Here is an 18,506-nt window from a genome sequence, read left to right as displayed (position 1 = left end):
CTTTCAAGAAACTCGGGATTCTGATTCCTTTTGAGAAATTAGTGCATGAATTCTACCGAGCTCGATTCTATTAGAATAAATTTCTCTCCGGACGATCTTTTTTTATTGAATTTTGCCTTGGCACTCATCATGTATGGAGTCGCACTAGAGCTCAGTTGGAAAGATTTTAAATACCTCGCTCAAAACCCCAAGGGCTTTTTCCTTGGAATATTTTCCCAGTTTGCCGCCTTACCTTTATTGACCTTTGTCTTAGTCAAATGGATTGATCCTCCTCCAAGTGTCGCATTGGGAATGTTTATGGTGGCCGCTTGTCCAGGTGGAAATGTGTCTAATTTCTTAAGTGCTTTCGCAAAAGGAAATACGGCACTCTCGGTATCCCTGACTGCCTTTTCTACGGCTTTTTCCATCATTCTAACACCACTGAACTTTGCTTTTTGGGCGGGTCTTCATGCCCCGAGTTCACTATTATTGAAGGAAATTAGTCTGGATATTTCCGAGGTTTTTTTCACAATCGGAATAATCCTTGGCATCCCTTTGATCCTTGGATTATTAACCCGACAATTTCAGGCTAAGCTGGCAGATCGATTGATGAAAATCCTACAACCTCTGAGTATTCTCATTTTTGCAGCAATTATAATTTTGGCATTTCTGGGAAATTTAGAGCTGTTTTTACAGATAATAGGCTTGATTTTCTTATGGGTTTTAAGTCATAATTTACTTGCTCTCAGCTCTGGATTCTTCATTGCCAAGGCAGCAAGGCTTCCACGTGCAGATGTAAAAACTCTGACAATAGAGACAGGAATTCAAAATTCAGGCTTGGGCCTGGTTTTGATTTTCACTTATTTTGAAGGCTTAGGTGGAATGGCCATCATCGCGGCCTGGTGGGGAATCTGGCACCTGATTTCAGGTTTGACAGTAGCTTCTATCTGGAGAAAATTTACATGAAAAACTTTATTAATGGCATTCTCCGTTTTTTGGTCAACATTGCTTTGCATGGTTATTTCAGAAAAATAATCATCTCAGGAAGGGAGAATATTCCTAAGGGGAAACCCGTCATCCTAGTGGCAAACCACCAAAATGCATTGATAGACCCTTTGCTTTTGGCAACATCCTCTAGGCTCAATCCTTGGTTTTTGACCCGGGCATCGGTATTCAAAAATCCTTTCATTGCCAAACTTCTCAATTTTATCCGGATGCTCCCGGTGTATCGAGTGAGAGATGGTTTTTCAACGGTTCAGCAAAATCAGGAAATCTTTGAAAAGACTTACCGGATTTTATCCAGAAATGGAACTGTGGTCATTTTTGCAGAAGGTTCTCACAGTCTGGTTCGCAATCTGAGACCTTTAAGTAAAGGATTTACCCGGATGGCATTTGGATTAAAGGAAAAACATCCTGAATTAACCCCTTTGATTTTGCCTGTTGGGCTGGATTTCAGTGCCCATAAAAGGTCAGGAAGTCAGGTGAAAATCACCTATGGAAAACCAATTCCTGTCGATATGCCCCCTGCCCAATCCGGTAAATTGACCAAACTGGTTGAAAAAAGCTTGGGAGAATTGATTGTGTCCATTCCAAATGAAAAGTATGAGGAAAACCTGAACAAGCTTCTTGACCACCAAATAGACCTTATCTCTAGGGAAAGTGTAGCGGCATTTCTAAATCACCTGGAAGTCCGATCCACCTACCAAGATCCAAGCGGGTTGAAAAACAAGGTGATGAAGATCTTTCATTTTCCTTTATACTGGATTTGGCTATGGATGAGTCCCAAAATTGAGGATAAGGTATTTGACTCCACTTTTAAGTTTCTAATTGGATTTGTGGGAGCGCCAGTATGGTACCTCTGCCTTATTCTATTGACCTTGAATACAAGTTTTGGCGCATGGGCATTGACTTGGTTGATCATGGCCATCATCACAATTTTCTGGAATAAAAACCCTCAGGAATAAGTCGAAAAATAACCAAATATTATTTGGTAGAGTTTTATAACTTTGGATGAGAAAATAAACCCAAATCAAACTAAGCCATGAGCGAAGATTTTCTACCCATCAATGGGACCGACCACATCGAGCTATACGTTGGCAATGCCAAACAGAGCGCTCTGTATTATCAATATGCCTTCGGATTTGAATTGATTGCCTATTCTGGTCCGGAAACTGGAGTGAAGGACCGAGCTTCCTACGTATTGAAGCAGGATAAAATTCGATTGATTCTTACCTCCCCTCTTTCTGCCAACCACCCAATAGCGGAACATATTCAAAAGCATGGAGATGGAGTAAAAGTATTGGCACTTTGGGTTGATGATGCTGAAAAATCCTGGAAAGAAACTACATCCAGAGGAGCAAAATCGGCTTCAGAACCCAAAACTTTCCAAGATGAACATGGAGAAGTAAAAATGGCCTCAATCCATACCTATGGCGATACCATCCATACTTTTGTAGAGAGAAAAAATTATTCCGGCGTATTTCTCCCCGGATTTAAGCCTAAAAAGAGTAGTTACAAAGCTGAACCAATCGGCCTGAAATACATCGATCATTGCGTAGGCAATGTGGAATTGGGTGAAATGAATCGTTGGGTTGAGTTTTATGAAAATGTGATGGGCTTCAAGCTTTTAATCACTTTTGATGATCAGGATATTTCTACAGAATATTCGGCCCTCATGTCAAAGGTGGTTTCCAATGGAAATGGATACATCAAGTTCCCGATCAATGAACCAGCTGAGGGAAAGAAAAAATCACAAATCGAAGAATACTTGGATTTCTACGGGGGCCCGGGAGTACAGCACATGGCCATAGCCACAGACAATATTATTCATACTGTAAGTGAGTTGAGAAAGCGTGGGGTTGAATTTTTGGAAGTTCCTCAAACCTACTACGATGATCTTCTGGATCGTGTAGGAGAAATTGATGAAGATCTTCAGCCTTTGAAAGATTTGAACATTCTGGTCGACCGAGATGATGAAGGATATCTTCTTCAGATTTTCACCAAGCCTGTGCAAGACCGTCCGACCTTATTCTTTGAAATTATTCAGAGAAAAGGAGCGACCTCTTTCGGAAAAGGAAACTTCAAAGCTCTTTTCGAGGCTATCGAGCGAGAACAGGCGATTCGAGGGAATTTGTAATTTTAGAAGCAAGATACTAGACTCAAGACTTTAAAGAGTAATGGATAAAACCTTAATAACTAACAAAGCCGGATACAATCCGGCTTTGTCGTTTAAGTATAAAACAAGAATCCACTAGAAAAGAAGCTTATTGATAGTTTCCCAGTCCAGAATTTTACATTTGATTCCTTGGCTCAAACTATTTATAAAGTTTCTCATGCATCTTTTTCAGATCCGCAATTGGAATTTTGATTATTTGCCGATCATAGGTCATCAGGCCATTGGTTTCAATTTCCACATCTGTAGTTTGAGTATATACAGCAGCTGCCAATCCTAGCGGGATATATTTTGCTAAATCCTCAATCAAAGCAAAATAACGGGCTTTTAGCTCATCTGCTGAGGAAAAGCTTTGATAGCCCCAGTTATCTTTTTGTTGCCAGGTATGTCCTTCGACAGGCCAGCCAAGCCCTCCAAACTCACCCAATACCATTATGGACTTTTCTCCGAAAATTTTCGGATCCGGTAAAACAGGATCTGGATAATTGTGTAAGTCTAAGATATCACCGACTACATTGGAACCTTCCATTTCAAAATTCCCCCCTGAAGCCGAATTAATCAATCTGCTGGGATCTAAATCACGGGTCATTTCTACAATTTCCTTGGTTTTGAATTGGCCCCAAGCTTCGTTGAAGGGAACCCAAACCACAATTGAAGGAAAGAATCTGAATTCATGAATGATTTCTTTCCACTCGGTTTTGAAAATTGTCTCAGACTGAGCTGATCTAACCTTTTCTACGTCTTCTCTGATTACTCCCGGTCTCACTTCCCAGCGGTTGCCCATATCTCCGCTCGGCATATCCTGCCAAACTAGCATTCCCAATCGATCCGCGTGATAATACCACCTTGCAGGTTCGACTTTTACATGTTTTCGTATCATGTTAAAGCCCATCTCCTTGGTTTTGGCGATATCAAAAAGTAAAGCATCGTCACTCGGAGCGGTGTATAAACCATCTGGCCACCAACCCTGATCTAAAGGTCCGTATTGAAAAAGGGGCTTACCATTTAGGAAAATCCTTTGAAATCCATCTGATGTTTTGGCCATTCTAATGTCACGATAAGCCGTGTAAGAATTTACTTCCTCAAGTAATTTCTTGCCGTCCCAAAGTTTCACTTTTACCTGATACAGAAATGGTGAATCCGGAGACCATGGCTTGGGGGAGTTGATTTTTACTGGAATTGCATTGTTTGCTTTTCCTCTAAAAGAGCCTGCTGCTACCCCATTCTCGAATAGACTTACCTCTACTTCCAATTCATTTCTTTCGGAGTTGACCTGAGGGTAAAATACCTGAACTCCATTTTCCCAATCGGTATTGGAATAAATTCCTGAAAGGTAGTCCTGGGGAACATCCTCCAGCCAGACCGTTTGCCAAATTCCTGTCACTGGAGTATACCATATTCCTTTGGGGGATTTTACTTGCTTGCCTCGAGGCTGAGGGCCAGAATCACTTGGATCCCATACCCTGACACGGATTTTTTGCGATTTGCCCGGAGCAAGATTATCTGTGATATCGAAGGAAAAAGAGTCGAATCCTCCTTGATGAACTCCTACCGAAGTTCCATTTACCCAAACCTCTGTTTCCCAATCCGAGGCTCCAAAATGAAGTAAAATACGTTTCCCTTTTCTATCCAATGACAGGTCAAAGGACTTTTCATACCAAAGTTCATTTTCAGGCCCCACTTCTTTCTGAGCTCCTGATAGAAAGGATTCTACTGGAAATGGAACAATAATCTTACCTGCATAGCCGGTTTCGGGAAGACTGCCTTTCGGCAAAATGGCATAGTCCCATGGTCCGTTGAGGTTTTGCCAGGAATTTCGGACCAATTGTGGTCGGGGATATTCCTGATGCGGTTTTAAGAAATTTATGGAATCGGCCCAAGGCGTTTTTAGCTTTGCTGTTTGACTAAAAGTCACCTGACTGATTAGAATCAAGCCTAAGAATAAAAATTTACGAACCATATCTGTGTCACAGTTTATTTCATTGAAAATCAAACCATAAAACCATTTTAGTCATTGGTTCAACTGAATTTCGATTAGCTACCCCAAATGTCACACCCGGCGCAGAGGGAGTACTTTGAGTATGAATATCTTCAGGAAAAGAAATGACAAAGTCAGCATCTTTTGATCCTTTGTTAGAAAAATTAGAGTTGAAGGCCAGATCGCTCAATTCAGATTGTATGTTCAATTTGGCATTGGCAAACTCAAAACTTACGTTTTTGAAAAACTTTGCTTCAGTCAATGCATCTGGAAATGCCAACTGCTGGTCATTCAATTCCAACTTTTTCAATTCTTCCTCCGGAAAATCAAACCCCAGCCCCAAATTAGCCAGGGAGTGTTGATAGGATTCAGTAGCTATCGCCTCCATTTTCAATTTTCCATCCGGAAGAACTAACCAAGTCAAAATATTGGGCCAAGGTTTATAGTAGGACTGAATTTGAATCGCTCCGTTCTTCAATTTTTTCCAAGTGACTTGGTTTAAATCAGCGTTAACACCAGCAATAGTAGGATTTTGGGCAAAATTAAGGAGGTGCATCCCGATTTTGACATTGTCCAAAGTACCTTGAGCTTTCCCAAAAACGAAGAGCTTTTCCCCTACTTTTACTTGGATGTCTACGGTAGATTCTCTCACAGTTGGGGAATCATTTCCCCAATTTTCAATAGACTGATCTCTATTGGAATCAACGGACAGAAAAGGAATAAGAAATGTAATCCAGAGAATATGGATAATCTTCATTTTATAAGGGTGTTTGACGATCTAAAATAGGTCTTATCTATTCCTAAAAAAACTTTTTCATTCATCGAATTGATCTTTAGGCAAATAAAACCTAGAGGGAAGGGTACTATTTTCACTTGTGCGTGGCAATTTTTGACATTTTCTATAACTTAGATTCCAACTGAAATTTTTAAAAAGAATATGAGTTCAATCGACCCTGCAATCCTAGCCAAGGCACAAAGCTGGCTGGATGGAAATGTAGATGCTAACACCAAGGCAAGCATCCAAAAACTTATCGCTGAAAACCCTACTGAACTGGTAGATTCCTTTTATCAAGACCTTGAATTCGGCACTGGCGGGCTCAGAGGTCTTATGGGGGTAGGTACCAACCGAATGAATGTCTATACCGTGGGGATGGCCACGCAAGGTTTGGCAAATTACCTGCTCAAATGCTTTCCTGGAGAAGAAATCAAAGTCGCAATCACCCATGACAGTAGAATCAACAATACTCTTTTCGCTAAGACTACGGCTGATGTTCTAACGGCCAATGGAATCAAAGTCATGTATTTCAGAGAAATGCGGCCCACTCCTATGCTTTCCTTTGCTGTAAGGTACTTTGGCTGCAAATCTGGAGTAATGATTACCGCATCCCATAATCCCAAGGAATACAATGGATACAAGGCTTATTGGGAAGACGGTGCCCAAGTTGTCGCTCCTCATGACTCTAACATTATCAAGGAAGTTCAAAAGATAACTTCCTTCGATCACGTGAATTGGGATAAAAATGACAATCTGATCCAATACATCGAGTCCGATTTTGACCAGATTTATTTGGAAAAAGTAAAAGGATTAAGCCTAGCAAAATCTGAAATACACGCTCAGAAATCCATGCCAATTGTTTTTTCGCCTATTCATGGAGCATCCGGAAAAATGGTACCGGCTGCTTTGAAAGCATTTGGGTTCGAAAATGTCCACGTGGTCAAAGAACAAATTGAGCCTGATGGCACTTTTCCTACGGTCATTTATCCAAATCCTGAGGAAGCGGAAGCATTGACTCTTTCCGTGGAATTGGGAAAAAGAGTTGGCGCAGAATTGGTTTTAGCCTGCGATCCTGACGGTGACAGGTATGCTGCAGTTGTTCCTAATGAGAAAGGAGAATTTGAACTTCTCAATGGAAATCAAACAGGTGTCCTCCTAAGCTATTACCTGCTTTCCAGATGGAAAGAAGCTGGCAAATTAGATGGAAAGCAGTTCATGGTCAACACCATTGTGACGACTGAATTAATCAACGAGCTTGCTGCAGGCTTTGGCGTGAAATGCTTCAACGTTTTGACTGGATTCAAAAATATCGCTGCGATTATCAGAGAGCTGGAAGGAAAAGAAACATTTATTGGAGGTGGAGAAGAATCCTATGGATATTTGGTCGGAGATTTTGTCCGTGACAAAGACGGCGTAAGCGCTTGCGCAATGGTGGCAGAGGTGATCGCTTATTACAAAACCAAGGGCAAAAACGTTTTCGAAGTATTAGCAGATATCTATTCCCAGTTTGGGTTCTATAAAGAATCTCTGATCTCAGTGACCAAAAAAGGAAAGGATGGGGCCGAACAGATTCAAAAACTAATGGCGGATTTTCGAACTAATCCTCCGACTGAAATGAATGGCTCTAAAGTGGTCAAAATCATTGATGTAAAAAGCTCAACTGTAACCGATTTGCTTTCCGGAAAGACAGAAAAACTGGAAATGGACAAGTCCAATGTAATGCAATTTTACTTAGAGGATGGAAGTAAGATTTCGGCTAGGCCTTCTGGCACCGAACCCAAAATCAAATATTACTTCTCGGTAAATGCACCTTTAAAAGATCCAAAAGATTATAGAAAAGTAGAAGCAGAATTGGTAGAGAAGCTTGAGGGGCTAAGGGCCTATTTCAGCTAAAAAATAAAACATGGAAGCTCCGGGAAAAACCCGGAGTTTTTTTATTCCTTTCCTAAATGGATTAAAGCATCACCAACGTTGATTACCGGGTTATTATTTAGTCCGATGACATAGCCATTGGTGCCTGATTTTACAGGTACGACTACCTGACCATAGGGATCGGAAATTCTGGCCATGATCTCGCCTTTTCGCACATAATCCCCAAGCTTCACCGAGGAGTAAAAAATTCCTGAGGCTTTGGCTCGCACCCAATCACTTTGAGAAAGAGTAACTGTGTTTTTGCTATCAGGCGCTATTCCGATCATACCTAAATGATTCAAAAGCCTTTTGGTACCAGAAATCCCCTCCTCTATAGCATAGCTATCCAGTCTCATGGACTCTCCACCTTCATAGACTAACAAGTGTTTTCTGGCATTAAAGGCTGTCTTCCTAAAAGACTTTTCAATGTGCTTGGAATTGACAATAAAGTGGGTTCCAAAGGCATTGGCTAGCTCCAGTCCCATTTTGTCTTTAAAATCCACCCTGATCTGAGGCTGATTGGAAAGCATTCTTCCACCTGTGTGGAAATCGATTCCAAAATCGATTTGAGGGATAATTTCCTGACTTAGAATAAAAGCGATTCTGGAAGCCAATGACCCTTTTTTATTCCCAGGAAAGCTCCTGTTCAAATCCCGGCCATCAGGAAAGGTGCGGCTATTGGAAAGAAACCCATAGATATTAACCAGCGGAATGATGATTAAGGTACCTCGGAGTAATTCCAAACCGTGGTCGAGTTCCTCCAAGATTTTCTTGGCAGTGACTACCCCATTGATTTCGTCCCCATGCACACCACCGGAGATAAGAATCACCGGACCTTCATTTTTTGAAGACCTAATGAAAATAGGCAGGTCAATTAAGGTGTGAGTTGGAAGTTTAGCAATCGGCAACTCGATATTTACCGATTGTCCTGGACGTACCCTGACGCCGTTAATCTGAACTTCTTTCATGGAATAAAATCAGGTATTCTAAATAGGTTTCAGTTTAGCCCTTTTCTTGCTTATTTCGCAAGAGATTAACGGGCTCATGAATATACAAGAAAACATTTCGCTGAAACCATTCAACACTTTTGGAATTGATCAAACTGCAAGATTTTTTGTGACGGTTAGGTCTATCGAAGATCTGAAAGAAGCCCTTCAATTTGCCAAAGCTGAAAACTTGGAAGTATTCATTTTAGGAGGAGGAAGTAATATTTTATTGACTCAAGACCTTGATTTGCTAGTTGTCAAACTGGAAATCAATGGAATAAAATTACTTCGGGAAGACTCTGAGCATGTCTGGGTAAAATCAGGAGCTGGAGAAATTTGGCATGATTTCGTGATGTATGCCATTGAGCAGGAATGGGCAGGAATCGAAAACCTTTCCTTGATTCCTGGTACTGTCGGCGCCTCCCCCATGCAAAATATTGGGGCCTATGGAGTGGAGATCAAGGATGTTTTTGAATCCTTGGAAGCTTTAAACCGAGAAAGCCTTGAAATTGAAGTATTTGATGCGGAAAGCTGCCGTTTTGGATATAGAGAAAGTGTTTTCAAGAATGAATTAAAGGGCCAATACATCATTTGTTCAGTGACTTTTCGCTTAAGAAAACAGCCTGTTTTTCAAACATCTTATGGAGCTATCCAAGATACACTGGCAAAAAACGGAGTAAAAACTCTCAGTATTCGAGCCATTTCCGATGCAGTCATAGAAATAAGGCAATCCAAACTCCCTGACCCAAAAGTGATCGGGAATTCCGGATCATTTTTCAAAAACCCGACTGTAAGCTTTGAAAAATATGAGGAGTTAAAAGATAAATTTCCAGCTATACCCGGTTATCCTCAAGACAAGGGGGTGAAACTGGCTGCGGGGTGGTTAATCGAGCAAGCTGGATGGAAAGGCTATAGAAATGGCCAGATTGGAGTTCACGATAAGCAAGCCCTGGTATTGGTAAATCATGGCGAAGGAAAGGGGAAAGACCTTATGAACTTGTCGCAGAAAATTCAGGACTCAATCTTTGAAAAATTTGGAGTTCAGCTTCAGCCTGAAGTAAACTTCATTTAAACCAAAGCATCATTTACTTCCAATTCTTTGGTGTATTTATCTACCTGAACCCCGAATTTTCTAAGGAAGTCTACTCCTTCGTCTGAACCTATCCCTTTGTATTCAGCGTAGGAAAAGAGATACACCACTTTGGATATACCCATTGAGAAAATTATCCGGGCACAGGGCAAGCAAGGAGCCAAGGTTACATAGAGTGTGGAACCATCGACTGATGTGTTGTTTTTGACTGCATAAAGAATTGCATTCTGTTCTGCATGCAAAGCCAAAGAACAGCTTCCCTTACTATCTCGAGCACACCCATGTTCTGGGAATTCTACATCACAGTTATGAGTTCCCGCAGGGGGACCATTATATCCTATGGAAATAATTCGGGTGTCTTTGGTCAATACTGCACCTACATGTTTTTTGATGCAATGGGAACGTTTAGCCAGATTAACGGCCAGTTCCATGAAAATATCGTCAAAATCGGGTCTACTCATCATATCGCTTTGGCAAAAATAGTATTCCAATTCAATGGGACGAAAGGAATGTTACTTTTCAGGCTGTTTTTTCGTTAGAAAAGAAAATATAAATTGATTTGAGAATTGCCTTATTCCTATCACCCCTATGTTTCCAAAATCAAACCCCATTCTAATCCTATTAATGGCTTTGGGATTGACAGCCTGTAGTTCCATTGACATTTTCAAGGAGAACACAGAAATACCCATCCGGAAGCCATACAAAACTTTCGTGATTATCAATAAAGAATTGGATATGCCGGGATTTAATGATCCTATCCTGGATGAAATAGTAAAAGCCGAACTTCAAGCCCAATTAGAAGCCTCTGGAATGGTATATGAGAGAGAGAGACCAGATGTCGTAATCCGATATCATTCCAATGAAGACCCCAGAAAAAGAGAAACTGTCAATAATTTTAACCCTTACCCATTTTGGGGATACCGGGTGTATAACCCCTGGGTCTTTAATCCATACAATAATTTTTATCAACCACGTGTTTCCACCTCAAACTATGAGCTTTTGCAAGTTATTTTAGATTTCATTGATCCTGTGCAGGACAAGTATTTGATGACGCTTACAGCAGTCACTGAAGTTTCAAGCCCAAAAGGAAAAAAGAATAAAGTCTCAAAATCCCTTCAAAAAGTCACAGAAACCTTCATTTCACTCAATAACCCCAACACAAAATGACCTCAGACACCAAGTTTAAAACCTTAAAGGAGTTCTATCCCTTCTACCTTTCAGAACATAGAAATCCTGTTTGCAGAAAACTACATTTTAGTGGAACTGCATTGCTATTTGTCATTTTGATCATGGCCTTAGCTACCGGTAAATACATTTGGTTGATATCGATTCCATTTGTAGGCTATGGTTTTGCCTGGGTTGGTCATTTTTTCTTTGAAAAGAATAAACCTGCAACTTTTCAATACCCACTTTTCAGTCTGGTATCAGACTTTAAACTTTTCTTCGATTTGCTGGTCGGAAAGGAAAAGTTCAACTCAGAGGCCTAATTTCATTAAATAAGTACAATTATTGATGTAATTATTTGCGATTTAAATTTGAAGTTTGAAAAATAGGCAGTATTTTTGTAATACTTTAAATGTATTTCAATCTAACTTATTTGCATTTTGATGCTGACCATTGTTCTCATAGATGACGACCCAATTAGCACTTTCGTAACTGAAAAGCTAATTTCCAAGAATGTCAAGGAACCTTGTCAGTTTTACAAATACCATAGTGCCAAAAGAGCGTTGGAGGAAATCGAAGCTATAAAGCCGAATTACCTGTTTTTGGACTTGAACATGCCTGAGATGAACGGGTGGGATTTTTTAGATAATTTTCATCCAGAAGAAAATGAAGCCAAAATCTATATCCTCAGTAGTTCAGTAGATGAAAGGGATATCAATAAAGCGAGTCAATATCAAATTGTGAAAGATTACCTTTCCAAACCCCTGATAAAAAAATACATCAAAACGATTTTCAACTGATCCAACGATCAGTTTTTTTTTGTTCTCCTTGCTTTGATCCAAGAATTTAAATTGGAATCATTATTTTTTTGAAGACGAAATCGATTTAACTATCTTATTTTCTTGAAAGTCAAAAAACAAACCGAATCCAAAGATTTGGGGCCTTTTTTGAGAAAATATTATCCTTGAAAAAAAATTAATAAGGCATTATGGAGGAAATTAAAATTTTGCCTTATTTCGTACCGTTCAATCATTAAAACCCTTTAAAAACACGCCATGGAGGATTTTGAAGAAGATTTCGACGAATTCGATGATTTCGAAGAAGAGGAAGATGAGTTTGAAGACGACTTCGAAGATGAGTACGATTTAGACGAGGAAACTGAGTTGGTAGACGACAACTTTGTTGACTTCGATGAAGAGGACGAAGACTTTGATGACGATGACTTCGATGACGACGAAGATTTTGACGATTTAGATTAATCCTTTTGGACGGAGCCCATTTTGTTCTTTGTTATTTGCGACACTGGACTTATCTTCGCCCATCATCTGAAATTCAATAAAAAATGATCCTATTAGATATTTTCAGCTCGCCTCTCATGCCGGGAGCACAATCATTCTTATTGATTGTATGTATACTTGCAGGACTGGGCGCAGGACTATCCGCTGTAGATGCAAGAGCGACACTTTCAAAAAAGAAAAAAGCTGATCATTGATCTATTAAAATATTAAAAGGGGGTTTTAAGCCCCCTTTTTTTATGTCTAATATTCAAAATCATGGCCCATTTGTCTCAAAAATATTCCCTTTAAGACTCCCCTGGATAACTTTTTGAAAGTTACTTAAAGCTTTCAACCTGAAATCTGATTTTGTGAAATCCAAAGGAGGCAATTCCAGTACCCTATCAAATCCTTCTTGAAGTGCCTCTTTTCCGGAGGTGATCAGCACAATCTTTTTGTTGCTAGCCTTTGTCAATTTCAAAAGCTCGAAGCAACCCTTCCCTTGATTACTCTGACTGTCATATTTACCTTCCCCTGTGATTATCCAATCTGCTTTTTCCACAGATTCTTTTATCCCTACTAGTTCAAAGAAATATTCAGCGCCAAATTTGATTTGAGTAGGAAAAAAGCAATCCAAACCTGCGGCTATTCCTCCTGCAGCCCCAAACCCGGGTTGATCCGACCAGGAGCTTTTTTTCTTTTTGATCAAAAGTTCATGAACTCTTTGAATTTGTTGTTCGAAATCCAAGAGTTTTTCAACCTGTATCCCTTTCTGAGGCCCAAAAACTTTTACGGCACCAAGCTCTCCTAATAGAGGATTTTTCACATCACAAAGCAATGTAAACCGAACTTTAGGGATTTGGGGACTAAGCTGAACATGTGAAATTCTCTTCAGATATCCTGGAGAAAATGCTGGAATCTCCCTGCCATTTTTATCCAGAAAAAAAACTCCCAAAGCTGATAAAATTCCAACTCCCAAATCCACTGTTGCGCTTCCTCCTAAACCTAATAAGATCTCTTTCGCCCCCCTTTGTATAGCAGATTGGATAAGAATTCCAGTCCCATAGGTTGAGGTTAAATCAGGGATTTTTTGATCTGAGGACAAGAGTCCAATGCCGGATGCAGTTGACACATCCAAAAAAGCCCGCTTCGTCTCTTTATCCCATCCATAAAATCCAAGAATAGGCCGTCCAATAGGATTTAATGTTGGATGATATATTTTTTCAAATCCTAAAGAATCAATCAGCAATTCACAGGTACCATCCCCTCCATCCGCAATTGGTTGTTGCAAAACCTCTGCTTTAGGGTAAGCTTCTAAAATGAGGCTGGAAATTTCTCTGGCAGCTTCCTGGGCTGTCAATGTCTCTTTGAAAGCATTTGGAGCTACCAGAAATCTCATCTGAGGTTTCTTTCTTTAATTCTGGCAAAATAATCTTTAGAAGCAGCTTTTACTTTTGGAGCCAAATAAATAGCTGCAATCATATTTGGGAACGCCATGATCGCGTACATACCGTCTACCAAACTAACCACAACCTCCAAAGAAACAACTGCTCCCATCACGATAGTTGCCAAATAGAAATAATTGTAATAATCTGCCTTATCTGCCCCAAAAAGGTAATTCATACACTTATGCCCGTAGTAGGAATAAGTAAACATGGTAGAAAGTGCAAATACCAAAACAGAGATCATCAAAAGGTATTTTCCTATTCCCGGTATCCCAATTTCAAACGCCGACAGCGTCAATTTTACGCCATCATTTTCGGTCGTCTCCCAAACACCCGTGAGCAAAATTGCCAAAGCCGTCAGCGTACAGACCACCACCGTATCAATGAAAGGCCCCAACATTGCAATTAACCCCTCGCGAATAGGTTCTGAATTTTTAGACTGCCCATGGACCATCGGCGCGGTGCCGATTCCAGCTTCATTGGAAAAAGCAGCTCTTCTTGCTCCGACAATTATCACCGAACCCACGGCACCACCCATAACAGCGTTACCAGTAAATGCATCTACAAAGATCAACTTTAACATTTCAGGTATATCTCCGAAATATTGAACCACGATGATCAAAACAGTAAAAAAGTAAATTCCCACCATAAACGGCACTAAAGCAGAGGCTACTGCTGCAATTCTTTTTATTCCTCCGAGAATCACCACAGCGGTCATCAGCATTAGAATAACACCTATTATCCATCGATTACGGACTGTCTCTTCCATGGTATCTGGCTCAAGAATTACCGCTTGTAATACTGCCGTCAACTGATTAGCCTGAAAGATTGCCAACAAACCTATCACACCGGCAATACAAAAAATATAGGACATGAACTTCCATTTCTTACCCATGGCGGTATCAATCACATACATGGGACCACCCTGAACCTCTCCGGCCGAATCATGACCTCGATACATAATCGCAAGAGAACAAGTGTAAAATTTTGTCGCCATCCCCACAAAAGCAGCAACCCACATCCAAAAGATCGCTCCGGGTCCTCCCATATTTAGAGCAATTGCTACTCCGGAAATGTTTCCAAGTCCAACTGTAGAAGCAATCGCTGCGAACAATGCCTGTTTGGAGGTGATTTGTCCAGGCGCTAAATCATCATCATACTTACCACTCAAAAGCCGTACGGCATGGCCCATCTTGCGAAAAGGAATAAATCCGGAGTGGATAAAAAAGTAACTTCCTCCCCCTAGTAATAATATCAATATTGGCGTTCCCCAAATCCAATTGCTAAAACTGACAATAATGTCTCCCATGCTTTATGTGATGCTAATTCTTTTCTGAAATAAAATTCGATAATAGGTGCTATCCAGTCGAAAAGCAAAAATTTACAGCTTACGGATAAAAAAAGCCCGAAAATTAATTCCGGGCTTTGAAGTCTTACCAAGTCACTTTTGGAGATTTATGGAACTCAATCCCCTGAATTTCCCAACGTTTGCCATGCTGGGCTACTCTTTTGCTAAATCCATCCCAAGACCTTTTCTCTTTTGATGTCCAAGAAACTTCTGCTAAGGCAGGAAGTCTTGGGAAAACCATATAATTAATATCCTGTCGATTGGTAATAGTCTCTGTCCAAAGTGGCGCCTCAAGTCCAAGTATGTTTTCCTTTTTTATACCTGTCGAAAATTCAGATGGCTCCCACAGATAGGCAGAATCCAACTCGATGTAGGCGGCCCAATGAAGTCCTAGCCGCGTCGTACTATCATATTGCATATCCAAATAGGCCTTCACCGCTGGTGACATTAACACCTTATTCCCTTGTTCTATGGCCAATTTGGCGTTTTCTTCTTTTGCCCAAAACTGGGCCACGTTACCAGGAAGTAATTTTGCAGTCGCAATTTCATCCCATCCAATGCTGGTTTTACCGTATTTGGAAACAATATCCTGAACTCGCTCTACGAAATAAATGTAGTCATCCTTCTGCGTCACGTGGGACTCATCCCCACCAATATGGAAATAAGGTCCGGGAGTAATTTCAGAAATTTCCCTTACGACACTATCCACAAAAGCATAGGTCAATTCTAATCTAGAAGAGAAGGTACTCCATCCCACTTCTATTCCTGTATATAATTCAGAGGCCTGAGGGTTTTTCAAAGGCATCTCATAATCCAACTCTTGTTTATTAACAGTGGTAAAGTCCCCATCTGGTAAATTCACTCCCGGATTCAACTCCGGATAACTAGCCAAAGCGGAATTGGTGTGGCCCGGCATATCGACCTCGGGTACAATCGTGATAAATCTATCTGCGGCATAGGCTACGAGCTCTTTATAGTCATCTTGGGTGTAAAATCCACCCTTCCCTCCGCCTACTTCGGTAGAACCACCGATTTCAGTCAATTTAGGCCATGACTTGATTTCTATCCTCCAGCCTTGATCATCTGTCAGATGCAAATGCAGGTAGTTCAATTTGTATTTAGCCATTTGGTCAATGTAATACTTTACATCTTCAACGGAAATAAAATGACGGGCCACGTCAAGCATAGAGCCTCTATATCCATAGCTTGGAGAATCGATAATTTTTCCTTGGGGAATTTCCCAATCAGCAGAAAGTTTATTTTCAGAAGTGATTTCTGCAGGAAACAGCTGAAGTAAAGTTTGGATTCCATAGAACAATCCAGCTTCACCGGATGAGCTTATTTGAATCGTTTCCTCAGTGATTTCCAATTCGTAGGCTTCTGATCCATCATTTTCACCTAATTCAAGAATAATATTCCCAGTATCAAAAGAAACTGGAATAGGGTAACCAGTAGATCTGCGGAGGTTTTCTGCAAGATACTCCCCTACTTTGGTGAGATTTTCACTATTACCTACGAGTTTGACACCTGAAGCCTCGGTCAATGTAAAACTGCCTGAGGCATTGGTGATTTCTTGTGGAAGCGGTATGATTCCAGATTCGGAAAGGTTGACGGACGGTTTTTGACAAGCCCCTAATGCCAGTACACACACCAACAAAAGAGATCCAGCTATTTTTTTCATAAAGCGTGATTTTGCTTAAACTTACTGGAAATTTTTAACAATCTATTTTTCAAAAATCAAATAAATACCAGAATTGAGAATTTAGGAGTTATTTAAAGTAGTGATTTTCGGAAGGGAGTTTTCCTAAAATTATCTACTTCCAAATCACCAAAAACAAAGGAAAACAGCGTTCCATTTAATAATTTAAAAGACCATTCAGAATCAAAAACAATAAACCATGAAGAAAAAGAATTCAAAACCAGCCCAAGCCTCGAGAAGGGATTTTATAAAGAGTTCATCCTTGGCTGCGGCAGGTTTTTTTATAGTACCTAGACATGTTCTTGGGGGGCAAGGATTTGTAGCCCCAAGCGATCGACTTAGAGTGGCAAGTATAGGAGTTGGAGGAATGGGAGGAGGAGATGTCAGAGGTATTTTCAGTTCCGGAAAAGTGGACATGATCGCTCTTTGTGATGTGGACGATACTCGGGCAAAGCAAAGCAGAGAAGCCCATCCTAAAGCTGCATACTACAAGGATTACAGGGTCATGCTCGAAAAGGAGGAGAAAAACATCGATGCAGTCTCTGTATCCACTCCAGATCACATGCATGCAGTCCAAGCCATGATGGCAATGAAAATGGGAAAACACGTTTACGTACAAAAACCCATGAGTCATGACATCTTTGAGGCTAGAATGCTCACCGAAGCTGCGGAAAAATACAAAGTGGTTACCCAGATGGGGAACCAAGGTTCTTCCGGAGATGGGGTTCGTCAAATGGTAGAATGGTACAATGCCGGACTAATCGGTGAGGCTACCAAAGTATGGAGCTGGACCAATCGACCGGTATGGCCTCAGGGAATTCAGTGGCCAACGACTCCACAAACACCTCCAGCAGATTTGGATTGGGATCTTTGGCTGGGAACTGCTCCTTACAAGGATTATGTCGGAAATCTGGTTCCTTTCAACTGGAGAGGTTGGTGGGACTATGGCACAGGGGCTTTAGGAGATATGGCCTGCCACATTATGGAACCTCCATTTAGAGTATTGGGCTTGGGCTATCCCAAATCAGCTGAATGCTCTGTAGGATCTGTATATGTTGGGGAGTTTCAAAGAGGTTATTTCCCGGAAAGCTGCCCTCCCTCCTCTCATATCACTTTAAGATTTGATCGGCCAGGTAAAGAGGAGCTAGAGTTTCATTGGATGGATGGAGGCATTCAGCCTACCCGTCCGGAAGAACTCGGACCAAATGAAATGATGGGTGATGGTGGAAATGGGGTAATCATCGAAGGCACTAAAGGAAAAATGATGTGCTCTACTTACGGAGCAAACCCACTTTTGCTGCCGACATCCCGTACCAAGGAAGTGTCGGTTCCTCAAACTGAATATCGAGTGCCAGGTGGATCTGGAGGACATTACAATAATTGGGTAGAAGCATGTATTGCAGGATATGGATCTGAGGAATATAAAAAACTCAGCTCTCCATTCTCTGTAGCAGGACCTTTGACCGAATCTGTATTGATGGGGAATTTGGCTATCAGAAGTTATGATTATAGAATCCCGAGAGCAGGAGCTGACAACCAATTCGATTATCCGGGAAGAGGAATTAAGCTGCTATGGGATGGGCCAAATATGAAAATCACCAATTTTGATCCGGCTAACCAGTTTGTAAAAAGAAATTACCGAGAAGGATATTCGCTTTAATCCCAAAAGCAAAAAAGGGCTTCCG

General features: G+C 40.8%; 17 protein-coding genes. 10 read left to right on the top strand and 7 right to left on the bottom strand.

Annotated features, from left to right (window positions below):
- Positions 1–45 precede the first annotated feature (45 nt).
- The 3 genes from G458_RS0108795 (at position 46) to hppD (ending at position 3,115) form a co-directional block, all read left to right on the top strand.
- Positions 46–945: a bile acid:sodium symporter family protein gene (locus tag G458_RS0108795; RefSeq protein WP_026951579.1), complete on the top strand. Its 900-nt coding sequence runs from the start codon at positions 46–48 to the stop codon at positions 943–945.
- Positions 942–1,943: a 1-acyl-sn-glycerol-3-phosphate acyltransferase gene (locus G458_RS0108790; RefSeq protein WP_026951578.1), complete on the top strand. Its 1,002-nt coding sequence runs from the start codon at positions 942–944 to the stop codon at positions 1,941–1,943. Before G458_RS0108795 ends, G458_RS0108790 begins: the two co-directional genes overlap by 4 nt.
- A gap of 77 nt (positions 1,944–2,020) precedes the next feature.
- Positions 2,021–3,115, top strand: a complete 1,095-nt coding sequence (gene hppD / locus G458_RS0108785; protein ID WP_026951577.1) for a 4-hydroxyphenylpyruvate dioxygenase — start codon at positions 2,021–2,023, stop codon at positions 3,113–3,115.
- A gap of 178 nt (positions 3,116–3,293) precedes the next feature.
- Here hppD and G458_RS0108780 read toward each other — a convergent pair whose 3' ends face one another.
- Both G458_RS0108780 and G458_RS0108775 read right to left on the bottom strand, forming a co-directional pair.
- Positions 3,294–5,111: a glycoside hydrolase family 2 protein gene (locus G458_RS0108780; RefSeq protein ID WP_026951576.1), complete on the bottom strand. Its 1,818-nt coding sequence runs from the start codon at positions 5,109–5,111 to the stop codon at positions 3,294–3,296.
- Positions 5,112–5,130: 19 nt separating this feature from the next.
- Complete coding sequence (locus G458_RS0108775; RefSeq protein ID WP_026951575.1) at positions 5,131–5,886, bottom strand: hypothetical protein; 756 nt, start codon at positions 5,884–5,886, stop codon at positions 5,131–5,133.
- A gap of 180 nt (positions 5,887–6,066) precedes the next feature.
- On the opposite strand from G458_RS0108775, the gene G458_RS0108770 reads away from it, so the two are divergent.
- Positions 6,067–7,797, top strand: a complete 1,731-nt coding sequence (locus G458_RS0108770; RefSeq protein WP_026951574.1) for a phospho-sugar mutase — start codon at positions 6,067–6,069, stop codon at positions 7,795–7,797.
- A gap of 41 nt (positions 7,798–7,838) precedes the next feature.
- Here G458_RS0108770 and G458_RS0108765 read toward each other — a convergent pair whose 3' ends face one another.
- Positions 7,839–8,783, bottom strand: a complete 945-nt coding sequence (locus tag G458_RS0108765) for a succinylglutamate desuccinylase/aspartoacylase family protein (protein ID WP_026951573.1) — start codon at positions 8,781–8,783, stop codon at positions 7,839–7,841.
- Positions 8,784–8,859: 76 nt separating this feature from the next.
- Here G458_RS0108765 and murB point away from each other — a divergent pair, with 76 nt between their 5' ends.
- Positions 8,860–9,873 (top strand): UDP-N-acetylmuramate dehydrogenase, encoded by a 1,014-nt coding sequence (murB, locus tag G458_RS0108760; protein ID WP_026951572.1) that lies wholly within the window; start codon positions 8,860–8,862, stop codon positions 9,871–9,873.
- Here the strand turns inward: murB and G458_RS0108755 are convergent.
- Entirely contained in the window at positions 9,870–10,352 is a 483-nt protein-coding gene (locus G458_RS0108755) for a deoxycytidylate deaminase (RefSeq protein WP_026951571.1), read from the bottom strand. The genes murB and G458_RS0108755 overlap by 4 nt on opposite strands.
- A 127-nt stretch (positions 10,353–10,479) precedes the next feature.
- Between G458_RS0108755 and G458_RS0108750 the strand changes: the two genes are divergently transcribed.
- The 4 genes from G458_RS0108750 to G458_RS21780 all read left to right on the top strand — a co-directional run bounded on the left by G458_RS0108750 (position 10,480) and on the right by G458_RS21780 (position 12,314).
- Positions 10,480–11,058 carry a DUF4136 domain-containing protein gene (locus G458_RS0108750; protein WP_026951570.1) on the top strand — a complete coding sequence of 193 codons (579 nt, stop codon included), beginning with the start codon at positions 10,480–10,482 and terminating at the stop codon, positions 11,056–11,058.
- Positions 11,055–11,378: a DUF962 domain-containing protein gene (locus tag G458_RS0108745; protein ID WP_026951569.1), complete on the top strand. Its 324-nt coding sequence runs from the start codon at positions 11,055–11,057 to the stop codon at positions 11,376–11,378. Before G458_RS0108750 ends, G458_RS0108745 begins: the two co-directional genes overlap by 4 nt.
- A gap of 120 nt (positions 11,379–11,498) precedes the next feature.
- A complete protein-coding gene (locus tag G458_RS0108740; protein WP_026951568.1) occupies positions 11,499–11,855 on the top strand; it encodes a response regulator in 357 nt (118 codons plus the stop codon).
- A gap of 255 nt (positions 11,856–12,110) precedes the next feature.
- A complete protein-coding gene (locus G458_RS21780) occupies positions 12,111–12,314 on the top strand; it encodes a hypothetical protein (protein ID WP_026951567.1) in 204 nt (67 codons plus the stop codon).
- A 292-nt stretch (positions 12,315–12,606) separates the two neighbouring features.
- Here the strand turns inward: G458_RS21780 and G458_RS20485 are convergent, their stop codons facing one another.
- From G458_RS20485 to G458_RS0108715, 3 genes are all read right to left on the bottom strand, one after another.
- On the bottom strand, positions 12,607–13,728 hold the full coding sequence (locus G458_RS20485; protein ID WP_035467964.1) for a glycerate kinase: 1,122 nt from the start codon (positions 13,726–13,728) through the stop codon (positions 12,607–12,609).
- Positions 13,725–15,083, bottom strand: a complete 1,359-nt coding sequence (locus G458_RS0108720) for an alanine/glycine:cation symporter family protein (protein ID WP_026951566.1) — start codon at positions 15,081–15,083, stop codon at positions 13,725–13,727. Before G458_RS0108720 ends, G458_RS20485 begins: the two co-directional genes overlap by 4 nt.
- Before the next feature lie 124 nt (positions 15,084–15,207).
- A complete protein-coding gene (locus G458_RS0108715) occupies positions 15,208–16,803 on the bottom strand; it encodes a beta-N-acetylhexosaminidase (protein ID WP_026951565.1) in 1,596 nt (531 codons plus the stop codon).
- 217 nt (positions 16,804–17,020) lie between these two features.
- Between G458_RS0108715 and G458_RS0108710 the strand changes: the two genes are divergently transcribed.
- On the top strand, positions 17,021–18,481 hold the full coding sequence (locus G458_RS0108710; protein WP_026951564.1) for a Gfo/Idh/MocA family protein: 1,461 nt from the start codon (positions 17,021–17,023) through the stop codon (positions 18,479–18,481).
- The last annotated feature ends 25 nt before the right edge of the window (positions 18,482–18,506 follow it).

Origin of the sequence: Algoriphagus mannitolivorans DSM 15301 (genome assembly GCF_000429425.1) — a bacterium.
In the GTDB taxonomy this organism is placed as follows: Bacteria; Bacteroidota; Bacteroidia; order Cytophagales; family Cyclobacteriaceae; genus Algoriphagus; species Algoriphagus mannitolivorans.
This window is presented reverse-complemented; position numbering and strand designations above follow the sequence as displayed.